The organism is Kutzneria viridogrisea DSM 43870 (genome assembly GCF_000525635.1).
GTDB classification, from domain to species: domain Bacteria; phylum Actinomycetota; class Actinomycetes; order Mycobacteriales; family Pseudonocardiaceae; genus Kutzneria; species Kutzneria viridogrisea.
This window is the reverse complement of sequence record NZ_CP007155.1, coordinates 6,671,551-6,685,445: the sequence shown is the minus strand read 5'-3', so window position 1 is coordinate 6,685,445 and position 13,895 is coordinate 6,671,551. Positions and strand designations below refer to the sequence as shown.

General features: G+C 71.6%; 15 protein-coding genes. 5 read left to right on the top strand and 10 right to left on the bottom strand.

All coding sequences use genetic code 11. The features are described from left to right. Nucleotides 1-11: 11 nt before the first annotated feature. Complete coding sequence (locus KALB_RS29470) at nt 12-809, top strand: SDR family NAD(P)-dependent oxidoreductase (protein WP_025359276.1); 798 nt, start codon at nt 12-14, stop codon at nt 807-809. Between the two features lie 122 nt (nt 810-931). Here KALB_RS29470 and KALB_RS29465 read toward each other — a convergent pair whose 3' ends face one another. The 8 genes from KALB_RS29465 to KALB_RS47830 all read right to left on the bottom strand — a co-directional run bounded on the left by KALB_RS29465 (nt 932) and on the right by KALB_RS47830 (nt 7,746). Continuing rightward, nucleotides 932-1,630, bottom strand: coding sequence for an ABC transporter ATP-binding protein (locus tag KALB_RS29465; protein ID WP_025359275.1), 699 nt, complete (start codon nt 1,628-1,630; stop codon nt 932-934). Further along, on the bottom strand, nt 1,627-3,324 hold the full coding sequence (locus KALB_RS29460) for a branched-chain amino acid ABC transporter ATP-binding protein/permease (protein WP_025359274.1): 1,698 nt from the start codon (nt 3,322-3,324) through the stop codon (nt 1,627-1,629). The genes KALB_RS29465 and KALB_RS29460 overlap by 4 nt, the downstream gene beginning before the upstream one ends. After that, the gene (locus tag KALB_RS29455) at nt 3,311-4,171 is read right to left on the bottom strand and encodes a branched-chain amino acid ABC transporter permease (protein WP_025359273.1); all 861 of its coding nucleotides are present in this window, start codon (nt 4,169-4,171) and stop codon (nt 3,311-3,313) included. The genes KALB_RS29460 and KALB_RS29455 overlap by 14 nt, the downstream gene beginning before the upstream one ends. A 10-nt stretch (nt 4,172-4,181) precedes the next feature. Continuing rightward, the gene (locus KALB_RS29450; protein ID WP_030108487.1) at nt 4,182-5,345 is read right to left on the bottom strand and encodes an ABC transporter substrate-binding protein; all 1,164 of its coding nucleotides are present in this window, start codon (nt 5,343-5,345) and stop codon (nt 4,182-4,184) included. Next, nucleotides 5,342-5,737 (bottom strand): nuclear transport factor 2 family protein, encoded by a 396-nt coding sequence (locus KALB_RS29445; RefSeq protein ID WP_025359271.1) that lies wholly within the window; start codon nt 5,735-5,737, stop codon nt 5,342-5,344. Before KALB_RS29445 ends, KALB_RS29450 begins: the two co-directional genes overlap by 4 nt. Before the next feature lie 10 nt (nt 5,738-5,747). After that, nucleotides 5,748-6,491, bottom strand: coding sequence for a MoaF C-terminal domain-containing protein (locus KALB_RS29440; protein WP_411931064.1), 744 nt, complete (start codon nt 6,489-6,491; stop codon nt 5,748-5,750). An 86-nt stretch (nt 6,492-6,577) separates the two neighbouring features. Beyond that, nucleotides 6,578-7,498, bottom strand: coding sequence for an AraC-like ligand-binding domain-containing protein (locus KALB_RS29435; protein WP_025359269.1), 921 nt, complete (start codon nt 7,496-7,498; stop codon nt 6,578-6,580). 83 nt (nt 7,499-7,581) lie between these two features. Next, entirely contained in the window at nt 7,582-7,746 is a 165-nt protein-coding gene (locus KALB_RS47830) for a hypothetical protein (RefSeq protein ID WP_158510842.1), read from the bottom strand. Between the two features lie 138 nt (nt 7,747-7,884). Here KALB_RS47830 and KALB_RS29430 point away from each other — a divergent pair, with 138 nt between their 5' ends. Continuing rightward, a complete protein-coding gene (locus tag KALB_RS29430) occupies nt 7,885-8,514 on the top strand; it encodes a 3-keto-alpha-glucoside-1,2-lyase-like domain-containing protein (protein ID WP_030108489.1) in 630 nt (209 codons plus the stop codon). A gap of 1 nt (nt 8,515) precedes the next feature. On the opposite strand, the gene KALB_RS29425 is transcribed toward KALB_RS29430, so the two are convergent. Then, nucleotides 8,516-9,808, bottom strand: a complete 1,293-nt coding sequence (locus tag KALB_RS29425; protein ID WP_025359267.1) for a glycosyltransferase family 2 protein — start codon at nt 9,806-9,808, stop codon at nt 8,516-8,518. Beyond that, complete coding sequence (locus tag KALB_RS47825) at nt 9,805-9,963, bottom strand: hypothetical protein (protein ID WP_158510841.1); 159 nt, start codon at nt 9,961-9,963, stop codon at nt 9,805-9,807. The genes KALB_RS29425 and KALB_RS47825 overlap by 4 nt, the downstream gene beginning before the upstream one ends. Nucleotides 9,964-10,317: 354 nt before the next feature. On the opposite strand from KALB_RS47825, the gene wecB reads away from it, so the two are divergent. Genes wecB through KALB_RS29410 form a run of 3 tightly spaced genes read left to right on the top strand, consistent with a single transcriptional unit; the run spans nt 10,318 to nt 13,876 of the window. Beyond that, nucleotides 10,318-11,520: a non-hydrolyzing UDP-N-acetylglucosamine 2-epimerase gene (gene wecB, locus KALB_RS29420; protein WP_025359266.1), complete on the top strand. Its 1,203-nt coding sequence runs from the start codon at nt 10,318-10,320 to the stop codon at nt 11,518-11,520. Further along, nucleotides 11,517-13,265 carry a DUF2334 domain-containing protein gene (locus tag KALB_RS29415; protein ID WP_030109699.1) on the top strand — a complete coding sequence of 583 codons (1,749 nt, stop codon included), beginning with the start codon at nt 11,517-11,519 and terminating at the stop codon, nt 13,263-13,265. Before wecB ends, KALB_RS29415 begins: the two co-directional genes overlap by 4 nt. After that, nucleotides 13,262-13,876 (top strand): hypothetical protein, encoded by a 615-nt coding sequence (locus tag KALB_RS29410; RefSeq protein WP_052360493.1) that lies wholly within the window; start codon nt 13,262-13,264, stop codon nt 13,874-13,876. The genes KALB_RS29415 and KALB_RS29410 overlap by 4 nt, the downstream gene beginning before the upstream one ends. Nucleotides 13,877-13,895 lie beyond the last annotated feature (19 nt).

The window sequence follows — 13,895 nt, the reverse complement described above, 5'->3', positions numbered from 1 at the left end:
GAGGACTGAGGGTGAGCAAGAACAGGGTGGTGGCGATCACCGGTGGCGGCACGGGCATCGGCGCGGCGGTGGCGCAGCGCTACGCCGCCGAGGGCGCGCAGGTCGTGGTGCTCGGTCGGCGCCGTGAGCCGCTGGCGGAGGTGGCCGCGAGGACCGGGGCACACGTGATCACCTGTGACGCCTCCGCCAGCGACCAGGTGCGGGCCGCGATCGACGAGGTGCTCGACCGGTACGGGCGGCTGGACGTGGCGGTGGCCAACGCGGGCGGGCACGGGCTGTCCTCGGTCACCGGCACGGAGGACGAGGCCTGGCGGCTCGCCATGCAGTCCAATTTGGACAGTGCTTTCGTGTTCTGCCGCGCCGCACTGCCCGAACTGGTGCTGACCGGCGGCCAGGTGGTGGTCGTGTCCTCGCTGGCGGGCCTGTTCGCCGGGCCGAACGTCGCGGGCTACACCGTGGCCAAGCACGCGCTGATCGGGCTGACCCGCAGCATCGCGCGGGACTACGGGCCGCAGGGCGTGCGCGCCAACGCCGTGTGCCCCGGCTGGGTGCGCACCCCGATGGCCGACGGGGAGATGGCCCAGTTCGCCGAGGCCGCGGGCTTCACCGGCGGCCACGAGGAGGGCTATCGGCGGGTCACGGCCGAGGTGCCGCTGCGCCGCGCCGCCGAGCCCGAGGAGATCGCCAACATCGTGTGGTTCCTGGGCTCGGACCAGTCCTCGTACATCACCGGCGCGGTGCTCGTGGCCGACGGCGGCGCCCACGCCGTGGACCTGCCCACCCTCGCCTTCGAACGCGCCGGCATGTAACCGCGAGTCCCGCTCAGCCGACGCCGAATCCCGCCCAGCGGGCGTCGGCGCCCCACCGCTGAGCGGGACTCGCGCGACTGTGGGCGGGACTCGCGTGCTGGAGAACGGGACTCGCGTGCGCCTCAGCGGGACTCGCCGAGGTAGGCGGTGTGCAGGGTGGCGGGGGAGGCGAGCAGGTCGGGGGCGGGGCCCTGGTGCGTCACACGGCCGGAGGACACGACCACGGCGTCCTGCGCGATGTCCAGTGCGAGGTGGGTGAACTGCTCCACGAGCAGGATCGCCGCGCCCTCGGCCGCGAACCGGCTGACCACCGGCAGCAGGCGGGTGAACACCACGGGGGCCAGTCCGAGCGACATCTCGTCGATCAGCAGGAACGCCGGGTTCGCGGCGAAGGCCCGTGCCAGCACCACCATCTGCTGCTCGCCCCCGCTGAGCAGCGCCGCGGGCGAGTCGGCGCGCTTGGCCAGCTCGGGGAACAGCGCCAGCACCTGGTCCACCTGTTCGCCGGTGCGGGCGGTCAGCCGCAGGTTCTCCAGCACCGTGAGCCCGCCGAACACCGCGCGGCCCTGCTCGATGTGGGCCAATCCGCGCCGGAACCGCCCCACCCTGGACTGCCGCGTGAGGTCGTGCGGTCCGATGTGGACAGATCCGGACGCGATCGGCAGCACCCCGGAGATCGCCTCCAGCAGGCTGGTCTTGCCCGCCCCGTTCGGCCCCACCAGCGCGGTGATCCGGCCCGGCACCAGTTCGAGGCTCACGTCCCGGATGACCGGGCCCGCACCCCGTGCCACCGTCACCCCGTTGACCCGCAAGGTGTTCACGCCAGCTCCGTTTCACCCATGTACGCCTTGAGCACCGCGGGATCGGCCAGCACCTGGGCCTGCGGCCCGCTGGCCAGCACCCGGCCGAAGTCCAGCACGGTGATCGTGTCGCAGACGGCCCGCACCAGGTCCAGGTCGTGCTCCACCAGCAGCACGGACACGCCGAACCGGGCGGGCACCTGGCGCAGCCGCCTGCCGAAGGCGAGGTGCTCCTCGTGCGGCAGGCCCGCCGCGGGCTCGTCCAGCAGCAGCACCCTGGGTCGTGCCAGCAGGTGACCGACCACCTCCACGAGCCGCCGTGCGCCCACGTCCACGCGGGCCAGCGGCGTGTCAGCGGGCGGGCAGCCGAAGAACGCCAACGCCTCGGCGATCTCCTCGCCCCGCAGGCGGCGTCGCGCCACGAACCGCACGTAGGCGGCCACGGTCAGGCCGGGCGGCACGCGGTCCTGCTGGAAGGTGCGGCGCAGGCCCAGCCGTGCCCGCCGGGTCGGGGACAGACCCGCCAGCGAGCGGCCGTCCAGGGCCACCGAGCCCTCGGCGCGCGGCAGGAACCCGCTCAGCACGTCGATCAGCGTGGACTTGCCCGCCCCGTTCGGGCCGATCACCCCGAGCACCCCGTGTTCCGGCAGGTCCAGGTCCACATCGGACAGTGCGGTGACGTGTCCGAAGTGGACGCTGAGCCCGCGCACGGTGAGCACTGGCCCGCCGATCGGAACCGGTTCCGGGGCCGGCGGCACCTCGGTCGCCACGGGGGCGATCCCGTTCCCGGTGCGCCTGCGCAGCAGCAGACCCAGGTTGGTGCCGCTGGCCAGGGCCTGCACGCCGAACAGGCCGAAGACCACGAAGCCCCAGTCCTGCGGCACCCCCCAGCGCTTGAGCAGTTCCGGCACGGCCACCCACAGCACGGCGCCGAACACCGCCATGTCGATCAGGTGCGCCCCGGACATGACCGCCAGCACGTACAGGGCCAGCGACTGGATCGTGGTGAAGCTGGCCGGGAACGCGAGGCCGACCTGCCCGGTGACCAGCCCACCGCTGATGCCGCCCAGCGCCGCGCTGACCGCGAAGGCCGTGAGCTTGGACGTGCGCACGCTCGCCCCGGCCGCCGCCGTGGCGCGCTCGGAGAAGGCCACCGACTTCCACGCGCTGCCCCAACGACTCCGGTGCAGCAGGTGCACGGCCAGGCAGCACAGCACGAGCACGATCACGCAGAGCAGGAAGTAGCCGCGGTCCGAGGTGAACGGCCCAGGTCGTTGCACGGCAACGCCTTCCGTGGCGCCGGGGAACTGGATCTGCACCAGCGTGACGTCGGCCGCGGCGGCCAGCCCCAGCGTGACGACGGCCAGGTTGACGCCCCGCAGGCGCAGCGCGGGCAGGCCCACGACCAGACCGACCACGCCAGCGGCCAGGCCGCCGAGCAGCAGCCACACGAGGAAGCCACCGGGCGCGTCAACCAGGTTGAGCGCGGAGACCACCCATGCGCCAACCGCGCCGAAAGTCAACTGGCACAGGGAGATCATGCCCGCACTGCCGGTGACCACACCGAGCCCGAGGATCGCGACGCAGGCCACCACCGCGCTCATGCCGAGGTACACGAAGTACCCGGACAGGCCGACGCTCAGCCCCCAGCCCAGGACCAGCGCCAACACGGCGAGCAGCAGCGGCAGCGCGAACCTGCGGTCAACGCGCGGCATCCCACACCTCCTTGCGCTGCGACCACAGCAGCAGGGCGACGATGAACAGCAGCGGCAGGAAGTAGCGCACCAGCGACAGGTGGTCGGACTGCGCCACCGCGCCCTCGACCACGCCCAGCACCAGCCCGCCGCCCACGGCCAGGTCCAGGCGGCGGAACCCGCCGAGCAGGGCGGCGGCCGAGGCCGGTACCACCAGCATCGCCAGCGAGGTCGGGTCGTTGGACTGCGAGGGCGCCACGACCGAGATCGCCAGCGTGGCCACCAGCCCCGTGCCCGCCCACACCGCGATGCTCAACGGTTTCGCCGGTATGCCAAGCAGTTCCGCCGTCGTGGGCCGCTCCGACAGCGCGCGCAGCCGCACGCCCACCGCCGTGCGGCCCAGCAGCAGGCGGCAGGCCAGCGCGACCAGTACCGCCAGCCCGACCGTCGCCACGGTGACCTGGCTGACCACCACGCCGCCCACCTGGAACGCGGGACCGGCCAGCACAGGCCGGAACGGCTGCGGCTTGTTGCCGAACAGGATGAAGGACAAGGAGATCAGCAGCAGCAACACCGCAGCGGTCACCGCGGAGCGGGTACCGGTGTCGGTCTCGGCCAGCCAGGTGCACACGATCCAGCCCAGCCCCGCGCTCAGCCCGGCGCCGAGCAGGATGCCGCCCAGCGTGGCGGCCAACTCCGGAAGTCCGGTGTGGACGACCAGCCACACGGCCAGGTAGCTGCCGACCATGCCGGTCGCGGCCTGCGCGAAGTTGACCACGCGGACCAGCCGGGACATCAGCGTCAGGCACACCGCCAGCACCGCGTACAGGCCACCGGCCGCCAGCCCGGCGAGCGCTCCTTGCAGCATCGCGGACTCCCTAGTTCTTCGGGATGCGCAGCCAGTCCGAGGCGGCGGGTTCCCACTTGTTGGTGCCGGAGGCGAGCTTGACCGGCCAGCCCGCGGTGTTGTCGTGGTGGGCCTTGCCGGTGCCGAACGCGTACGGCGTGCCGACCATCGGGTCGCTGATGGGCTTCATGCCGCGCAGCGCCGCCGTGACCGACTCGCGGGTGATCTCGCCCTTGATCCCCCTGAGCACGTCCAGGAAGTAGGTGGCGGCCAGATAACCGCCCTGGCTGAACGAGGTGAGCGGGATGTGCTTGCTGGTCATCAGGTCCCGCCACGCCTTGGTCTGCTGGCTGACCGAGTCGGTGAACGGGTAGAACTCGGCCGGCACGTACACCCCGGCGCCCGCCTCGCTGACGGCCTTCGCGTAGTTCTCGCTGTAGACGCTGGTCAGCAGCAGCCAGGTGAGGTCGGTCCAGCCCTGGGCCTGCGCGGCCTTGAGCTGTCCGACGGAGTCCGGCTCCACCGGGTTCACCGTGATCGCCTTGCAGCCCGCCGCGCGCGCCTTGACGATGTAGGAGGTGTAGTCCGAGCCGCCGTAGGGCACGGTGGCGTCCACGTACCTCAGCTTCTTGCCGGTGATCCTCGACCACTCGTCGATGGCGGCCTGGTAGGCGGGCAGCGTGTTGCCCGCGATCTCCAGCAGGGCGCAGATGTCCTGAAGGTGCAGCACTTCCGAGCCGTACAGCAGGGTCAGCGTCATGTCGTGGAACGGGCCCACGTTCACCGGGGCGATGTTGGGGCTGGCGAAGCAGGCCGGGTCCACCCCGATGCCCTGCACGGACAACACCTGCTGCTGCTCGTAGTACTTGGCGTTGATCTCGCACTCGATCAGGCTGGAGGAGCCGACCAGCGCCACGGCGTTGTCCCCGCCGACGATCTCGCGGGCCGCCGCCGCGGCGGCGGCCGGATCACCCTTGTCGTCGACCACCTTGTACTCGATCTTGCGGCCGTTCACCCCGCCCTGGGCGTTGGCCGCGTCGAACACCGCCCTGGCCGCCTGGGAGGCCTCGGGGAAGGTGGCCGCCCCGCTGAGCGCGTTGACCGAGCCGACCACGATCGGGTCCCCGGAACCGCTCGCGGCGCATCCGCTCGCGAGCAGGGCCACCGCCGCCAGCGCGGCCACGCCCGCTCTCACGCGGGCTCCCCGAGCGCGGCGAGCACGGGCGCGGAGTCCACGATCTGCTCGAAGGTGTCTACCCGCCCGTCCACCAGCTTCCACACGTGCGCCACGCGGGCGGTGAAACTGCGCCCCGACACGCGGTGCGTGCCGCTGTAGCTGCCCAGCCCGATCACGGTGGATCCGGCGTCGACCAGTTCGGACAGCGTGAAGCGGTACTGCGCCCAGTCCCGGCCGATCGCCTCGAACACGTTGACCCGCACCGCCTCCGGGCCGGTGTAGGTTCCCGCGTAGGGAAAACCGGCCGCCTCGGTCCACCGGCTCGACTCGGTCAGCGGGGCGAGCATGCCCGCCAGGTCCCCGCGGTCGCTGGCCGCGTAGTGCGCCGCGATGACGTCCACATCGGACACTGCTTCCTCCTCAGACTGGTTGGGTGTCGGGGTAGCTGACCGCGCCCAGCGGCTGGATGTGCCCGCCCGCGCGGGAGTGCTCGGAGCGGCCGTCCCCGGTCAGTCCGAGGAACACCCCGGTGGTGCGCTTGGCCCTGCCCAGGTCGTGCAGCCAGACGCTGGCCACCGCGATGCGGAACTCCCTGAAGCAGAACAGGTACAGGTCATCGGCGAACTTCCACACCGTGGACAGGTCCATGTCCCCGTGACCGCGCTGCACACCCTCCAGGCACTGCCAGGCGTAGCGCTGGGAGGAGACGTACACGTGTTCGTACAGGTGCTGCGGGCTGTACCGGTAGAGGTTGCGGGTGCCGATCAGGTCGCGGGACGGACCGGGCACCTCGCCGGTGGCCCGACCCGTCGTCCCGGCCCAGAACTGTTGCGCCACCTGGGGGGTACCCGCGGGCTGGATCACCGAGCGGACCGCCAGCGCGCGGTGCGTGGCCGTGGAGTGCACCACGGTGAGCGACTCGCCCTGCACGCTGGTCAGCGGCAGGTTCACGAAGTGCACCTCCGGCCGCACCGCCACCGCGTCGTACGGCTCGCTGACCCCGTTGAGCAGCACGTGCTCCGCGTCGGTGAAGGACAACTCCAGCCGGGGGCCGCCGGTCAGCGTGACGGTCAGCTCACGGCCGGTGAGGTCCTCGCCGGGCAACCGGTAGGTGTCGATGCCCGCGGCGAACTCGTCGTAGGTGCGCCAGTCTTCTTCGGCCATGCGCCACATGCTGGTGCGGTGGCGTGATCGGCTTAAGTGCTGGCGGGGCGGTCACGCGCTGGGTGGCAAGCGCTGCACGCTCCCAGTCAAGTCGAGGCCGCGGCGCGCAGCTCGCTGGGGGAGCGGCCGAACGCGGCGCGGAACACCCGGCTGAAGTGCGCGGCGTCCATGAAGCCCCAGCGCGCGGCGATGGCGGCCACCGGCCGTGCCGCGTGCAGCGGGTCCAGCAGGTCGCGGCGGCAGTGCTCCAGCCGCCGGGTGCGGATCCAGCCCGACACCGTGGCGCCCTGCTCCTGGAACAGCCCGTGCAGGTGCCGGGTGGAGATGTAGTGCGCCGCCGCGATCTGCGCCGGGCCCAGGTCGGGGGCGGACAGGTTCGTGTCGATGTAGCCGTGGATGCGCCGCACCAGTTCCCGGTGCGGGTTCCCGTTGTCCCTGGCCAGGTCGAGCTCGGCCGCGAACAGGGTGGACACCAGGTCCACCGTGCTGTGGGCGAGCCGCACGCCCGCCGGACCGTGCAGTTGCTCCAGGTTGCCGCCCAGCTGGGCCAGGAACGGCACCACCACGTTGGCCACGCCCCTGCGGCCCGAGATGCGCACGGCGGTCAGCTGGGCGAGCAGGTCGGCGGGCAGGTCCAGGGACTGCTGCGGCAGCATGACCACCAGCGTGCTGAAGTCCTCCTCGAACATCAGGGAGTACGGTCGGCTGGTGTCGTAGAGCGCCACGTCGCCGGGACGCAGCACGGCCTCGCGGCGGTCCTGGGCGAGCAGCCCGGTGCCGGACAGGATCAGGCTCAGCTTGTAGTAGCGGCGGTCCGCCTTGGCGATCAGCTCCGGGGTGCGCGTCACCATGTGTGCGGAGGCGGTGATCTCCGACAGCTGTACCTCGTCGGCCCCGCCGGAGCGGATCCGGCCGCGGAACTGCTCGCGGTGCTCGCTGGTCACCTGGAGCGGCACGAAGGACTGGGACACCGCGGAGCGGAACCCGGTGAAGTCCAGCACCGCCATGACTCACCTCACGACCTCGGGAGGGCAGGTAAGTCGTATACGATAATCGATACGATGGCCCGCAACAAGGTCGGGCGCTCAGCTCAGCGGGAGAGGTGGGCGCACATGCAGGCGGGGTGCGTGGAGCGGCCACCCCAGGGGCTGCGGATGCGGCCGCAGCGGCACTCGCTGAGGTCGAGTTCGGCGCCCGCGGCTGCGGAGCCCCTCGGGCGGGAGTGCTGGGACGGGCGCGGCTGACGGGTGTCCATGGCGGGGGCTCCTCTCGTGCTTTCCTCGGCAAGGACTGCCCTGCGTCGGATCGGGCGAAACCCCGTAACGCCGGAAACACCCGTTCGGCCCTGCGTGGATCTCGTGGCGCACAAGGCGGTCCGGCCTAGACTGGGCTGATGCGTGCGGTGCGCACTGCGGTGCTGGCAGGGGTGCTGGTCTGCGCATCCGCCTGCGGGGAGCCGGATTTCCAGTCCTGGGCGGAGAGTAGTGTGCACGGCGGCTGGCAGTCGGTGTTCACCGGCCACGGCTCGACCGGTGTGGACAGTGCGGGCACGCTGATCGTCTCGCCGACGCCACCGTCCGGTTCGGACACACACGCGGCGCTGATCGTGTCCACAGCGGACTACACCACGGTGGACATCACCGTTCGTGTGCGAACGACAGCGCAACTGCGCTCGGGGCAACCGAATCCGTGGGAGGTCGGCTGGGTGCTGTGGCACTACGCCGACCCGACCCACTTCTACTACGTGACGCTCAAGCCCAACGGCTGGGAGGTGGGCAAGGAGGACCCGGCCTACCCGGGCAACCAGCGCTTCCTCGCCACCGGGGCGCGGGGCTTCACCGTGGGCGAGTGGCACGAGGTGCACGTGAAGCAGTCCGGGACCACCATCACCGTGTCGGCGGACGGCACCGAGCTGGGGACCGTCACCGACACGGACACCCCGTACCGGCGCGGCAAGGTGGGGCTCTACACGGAGGACGCCACCGTGCAGTTCCGCCCCACCTCGCTGTGCTGCCCCGACTGACTCAGGCCGGGACCGGCTCCTCCACCAGTCGTTCCGTCTTGCTCCACGCGTTGCGCCCGCTGAGGTGACGGCCCAGCGCCCGGGTCGAGGCCAGCGCGCCGAGCAGCAGGAACGCCGGGTACAGCAGGCCGACCAGCACCGTGCGGTGCAGCGGCTCGTCCCGCAGGCGCAGGCGGTGCACCAGGCCCCACAGCACGCCGGGCGCGGTCAGCGCGGTGAGCCACAGGCCCAGCGCCCAGGGCGCGTCGGCGGTGTCGGCGACCAGTCCGCCAAAGGTCTGGCCGGTGGCCCAGCCGTAGCCCGTGACGCCGAGCAGACCCAGTACCAGCAAGGCCATCGGCACGACCAGCCACGGCGCGACCAGGTAGTACGCGAAGTCCAGCAGTGCGGCCGTGCGCACGGTGCGCGCGGCGACCAGCCGTGGCAGGAAGCGCAGGCACTGGAGGTTGCCCTGGCCCCACCGGGTTCGCTGGCGCACCAGCCGCCTCGGGTCGGTCACGGCCTGCTGGGTGATCACCGCGTTGGTGGCGTACCGCACGCGCACCCCGGCCAGGTGCAGCCGCAGGCCCAGTTCCAGGTCCTCCACCAGGCAGGCCGACCACGGGCTGTCGCCGAAGCGCATCAGGTCGGTCAGCCGCACGAACTGCCCGTTGCCGCCCAGGTCCACGCTGCCCAGCACGTCGCGCAGGCTCTGCGAGGCGTCGGCCACGCAGGAGAACTCCATGTCCTGCAGGAAACCCAGCAGGCTGCGGCGGTTGTGGATGCGCACCCGGCATTGCACGGCGCCCACGTCCCGCGCGGACAGGAAGGCCGCCACCTCGCGCAGCATGTCCGGCGTGCCCCGGCCGTCCCCGTCGATCACGCCGAGGACCGTCTCCCGCTCGCTGCCCTCGGCGACCGCGGTGTCGCGGATCAGCCGGTACGCGGCGTTGAGCGCCTCGCCCTTGCCCTGCCTGGCATTGGGCGGATCCCGGCGCAGCACGTGCAGTCGTGAGTCCACAATGGACGCCAGGATCTCCGGCGTGGCGTCGGTGGACCCGTCGTCCACGACCAGCACCCGGACCGGTGTCCGCTCGCTGTCCAGCGCCAGGGCCGCGCGCACGGTGGCCGCTACCACCAGCTCCTCGTTCAGTGCGGGCACGACGATCCAGAACCGCAGTGCCGGTGGCCGGTCCGGGGTGGTTCGCCCGGGACGTGGCCGCCACCAGGCGAACCCGGCCAGCACGAGGTTGTGCAGTGGCCACACCAGCAGCAGCGCCACACCGAGGACCAGCAGGGTGATGCCGCCGCTCATCTGTGCCGCCCACCGGTGGTCGTGCGCAGCAGCAGCACTCGCGCGGTCAGCAACAGCACGAACAGGGCGAACGCGCAGGCCACGAGCGGGCCGAGGCCCTGGCCGAGGTAGGCCGCGCCGAGCGCGGTCGCGGGCGAGGTTCGGACAATGGACATTCTTCCCCCGAAGAAGCGGGTGCGGAGTGGATCGGTCGGAATTCGCTATCGCGTTCTCGGTCAGCGGCGTTACCTCAGTGGAATTGTCCCTGACTCGCGAGTCTTTCGTGCAATTGGTTCGCCACCGGCCTGAGCGACACTGGGCCGTTCGGTTCAAACTCGCAAGGCAAATGGTCGCCGTAGCGTGCTACCAGGACCAGTGTTGATGGGCTGAGTGGTCAGGAAGCGGTGGGCGATCACCCGAATGAGTGCAGTAGTCGCTATTTCCAGGAAAGCGCTAACGGGTTTTGAGAGTGTCTCGATAGCTGTCCTCGGAACCGACCGTTGTCCGATCCGACCTATTCGGGAGCGTGAATGGTGGTACCTGAGGTGCTCGTGGTCGCAGGAACCCGTCCGGAGGCGATCAAGGTGGCCCCGTTGGCGATGCGCATGGCCCGCGCGGGCCGACTCAGACCAGTGCTGCTGGCGGCGGGACAGCACCCGAGGCTGGTCCGCGAGTCCCTGGCGGCCTTCGGGCTGGCCCCCACGGTGTCGGTGCACCTGCGCAGGCGCAGCGGCACCCTGGCCGAGCTGGCCGCGGAGGTGGTGCGCGAACTCGACGCGGCGATGGCCGCCCGGCCACCGGACGCGGTGGTCGTGCAGGGCGACACCAGCACCGCCGCGATGGCCGCGCAGGTCGCGTTCTGGCGGCGCATCCCGGTGGTGCACCTGGAGGCCGGGCTGCGCTCGCACGACCTGTACTCCCCGTTCCCGGAGGAGGCCAACCGCAAGATCATCGCGCAGGTCGCCGCCCTGCACCTGACGCCGACCGAGGAGGCCGCGCGCAACCTGGCCGCCGAGGGCGTGGCCGGGTCCACGGTGCTGACCACCGGCAACACCGTGGTCGACGCCGTGCTGCACGTGGCGGCGAACGCCCCGGGCTGCGCCGACCCGCGGGTGGAGGCCGCCGTGACGCGTGCCCGCGCGGGGCAGCGCAGGCTCGTGCTGGTCACCGCGCACCGCAGGGAGTCCTGGGGCGAGCCGCTGGAGCAGGTGCTCGCGGCGGTCGCCGACCTGGTGGCGGCGCACCCGGACGTGGAGGTGGTGCTGCCGACGCACCCGAACCCGGCGGTGTCCGGGCTGGTGCACCGCGTGCTGGACGGCCTCGAGCGGGTGGTGCTCACCGCGGCGCTGCCCTACCCGGAGCTGGCGCGGGTGCTGTCCGCCGCGACGCTGGTGCTGTCCGACTCCGGCGGCATCCAGGAGGAGGCGCCCTCCTTCCAGGTGCCGGTGCTGGTGCTGCGTGAGGTCACCGAGCGCATGGAGGCGGTCAAGGCGGGCTGCGCCCTGCTGGTGGGCACCGATCGCGAGCTGATCGTGAAGACCGCCGGCGGGCTGCTGCGCGAGGAAAGCGCTCGCCGTGCCATGACCACCGTGAGCAGCCCCTTCGGTGACGGGCTGGCCGCCGACCGCGCGGAACAGGCCATCGCCTGGCTGCTCGGTTGCGCACCCCAGCGTCCCGCCGAGTTCGCCGCGACCAGCGGCGTGCCAGCGGGCAGACCAGGAGGAGTTCGATGACCGCACGAAGATGGACCAGGGCAGGTGTGGCCGCGCTGCTGGCACTCGCCGCGGCGACCGCCGTGACGCCCGCCTCGGCCGCGCCTGCCCCCCAGTTGGTGTCGCACGCCGCGGACACCAGGAGCCTGCCAGCACCACCCGCGCCGCCCACCAGCGTGCCGCGACTGGTGTCCGGACTGGGCAAGTTGCTGACGAACCCCTTGCCGCTGCTGAGTAGCCTGCTCGGTCCGGCGAGCAACGCCGCGCCGGGCGCCAACCCGAACCAGCGCACCCTGGTGCTCTACGACAGCACCGGCCCGTACGCCTGGCTCGGTGAGGCCTACGCGGTGGAGGCCGCCAACCTGATCAGCCACGGCAGCGCGTACAAGATGCAGCCGGTGGCCCAGTACACCGCCAACGAGATGGCCGGCTACACCGGCGTGGTCTACCTCGGTTCCACCTACGACGAGCCGATCCCCACCGCGTTCCTGGACGACGTGCTCAGCGGCAGCCGCCCGGTGATCTGGATGAACGACAACCTGTGGCAGCTCACCCAGCGCTCCGCCAACTTCACCGCGCAGTACGGGTTCACCTGGACCGGCTTCGACTTCTCGAACACGCCCACGGTGACCTACAAGAACACCACGCTGCAGCGCGACGTACTGGCCGCGCCCTCCGGCCTGCTGGCCACGACGATCACCGATCCGGCCAAGGCCAGCTCGCTGGCGGTGGCCAACCGAGCCGACGGCAGCAGCCTCAACTGGGCCGTGCGCGGGTCGAACCTGACCTACATCGGCGAGATTCCCTTCAGCTACGTGGGTTTCAACGACCGCTACTACGCCGCGGCCGACCTGCTGACCCTGCTCGCCAACCCGGCGACGCCCAACCGCAAGCGGGCACTGGTGCGCATCGAGGACGTCAGCCCGGGCAGCGACCCCACCGAGCTGCGCCAGGTCGCGGACTACCTGCACTCCGCGGGAGTGCCGTTCTCGGTGGCCGTGATCCCGCAGTACAAGGACCCCAACGGGTACTACAACAACGGCACCGCGCAGAACATCTCGCTGGCGGGCGCGCCCGCCGTGGTCTCCGCACTGCGGTACATGCAGTCGCACGGCGGCACACTGGAGATGCACGGCTACACCCACCAGTACTCGAACGTGGCCAACCCGTACAGCGGGGTCAGCGGCGACGACTTCGAGTTCTACCGCGCGCACATCGACTCCGCCAACAACGTGGTCTACGACGGGCCGCCCGCGGAGGACTCCGCGCTGTGGGCGCAGTCCCGGATGACCATGGGCAAGCTGAACTTCACGCTGGCCGGGCTGCCCACGCCCACGGTGTTCGAGCCCCCGCACTACGCGGCCTCGGCCGTGGACTACCAGGTGGTCGCCAGCAACTTCGCCGCGCGCTACGACCGGGGCCTGTACTTCGGCGGCTGGTGCCCCAACGGTTCCTGCGGCAGCGGAACCCCCGACTACAGCAAGCTGTACGGGCAGTACTTCCCGTTCCTGGTACGTGACATCTACGGTTCACCGGTGATCCCCGAGCAGCTGGGCAACGTGGAACCCGTGCCGTACAACAACCACCCGGCGCGGCTGCCCGCCGACATCCTGGCCACCGCCCAGAGCACGAGCGTGGTCACCGACACGGTGCAGAGCTTCTTCTACCACCCGTACCTGGGCACCTCGTACCTGCGGCAGATCGTCACCGGCTTGCAGGGTATGGGCTACGGCTTCGTGACCGCCTCGGCGGTGGCCGCCGGATGACCAGGACCGGGGCGGGCGACCGCCAGCGCCCGCCCCGTGTCCACCCGGTCCTGGCCGCCGCCCTGCTCGCGGCCGGGTGCGCCGCCACCGGTACCGAGTCCACCGGCTGGACGGTGACCGTCTACTACACGGCCGTCGCCGAGCTGCACCACGGGCCGCCGCAGCTCGTGCGCGGCTGCCCGGTGCTGGACTGCGCGCACGGCAGCGCGGAACTGGGCAGCTTCCCGGCCGACTTCGTGGCCGCCGTGCGATCCGAGGGCGCCGGGCGCATCGCCGTGGGCAAATACCTGAACTGGTCCTCGGACACCGGGTTCTGGCTGGACACCGCGGCTCGCGACACCGCGGGCAGGCCGCTGCGACCCTGGCGCAGCGCCGCCGCCGACGACCTGGCGCCGGGCACCCGCGTGCGGTTGACCGGGTGCGGGCAGGGCGCCGAGCAGGCCGTGTGCGACCGGCTCAGCGCGGGGGAGTGGACCATCAGCGACGCGTTCACCCCGGGCCTGGGCGGCGCCAAGCACGTGGATCTGTACGTGGGCGAGGAAAGCGGCCCCGACTTCACCGATGATCCGATGTTCACCACCCTGCACGGGGCGAGTCTGCGCACCGGCTAACGGCGGGCCTGGCAGGGCC

Bases quoted from the DNA above. Each gene is read 5' to 3' on its own strand.
- KALB_RS29460 (WP_025359274.1), bottom strand. From the start codon at position 3,324: ATGCCGCGCGTTGACCGCAGGTTCGCGCTGCCGCTGCTGCTCGCCGTG.
- KALB_RS29455 (WP_025359273.1), bottom strand. From the start codon at position 4,171: ATGCTGCAAGGAGCGCTCGCCGGGCTGGCGGCCGGTGGCCTGTACGCG.
- KALB_RS29440 (WP_411931064.1), bottom strand. From the start codon at position 6,491: ATGGCCGAAGAAGACTGGCGCACCTACGACGAGTTCGCCGCGGGCATC.
- KALB_RS29435 (WP_025359269.1), bottom strand. From the start codon at position 7,498: ATGGCGGTGCTGGACTTCACCGGGTTCCGCTCCGCGGTGTCCCAGTCC.
- KALB_RS47830 (WP_158510842.1), bottom strand. From the start codon at position 7,746: ATGGACACCCGTCAGCCGCGCCCGTCCCAGCACTCCCGCCCGAGGGGC.
- KALB_RS29430 (WP_030108489.1), top strand. From the start codon at position 7,885: ATGCGTGCGGTGCGCACTGCGGTGCTGGCAGGGGTGCTGGTCTGCGCA.
- KALB_RS29425 (WP_025359267.1), bottom strand. From the start codon at position 9,808: ATGAGCGGCGGCATCACCCTGCTGGTCCTCGGTGTGGCGCTGCTGCTG.
- KALB_RS47825 (WP_158510841.1), bottom strand. From the start codon at position 9,963: ATGTCCATTGTCCGAACCTCGCCCGCGACCGCGCTCGGCGCGGCCTAC.
- wecB (WP_025359266.1), top strand. From the start codon at position 10,318: ATGGTGGTACCTGAGGTGCTCGTGGTCGCAGGAACCCGTCCGGAGGCG.
- KALB_RS29415 (WP_030109699.1), top strand. From the start codon at position 11,517: ATGACCGCACGAAGATGGACCAGGGCAGGTGTGGCCGCGCTGCTGGCA.
- KALB_RS29410 (WP_052360493.1), top strand. From the start codon at position 13,262: ATGACCAGGACCGGGGCGGGCGACCGCCAGCGCCCGCCCCGTGTCCAC.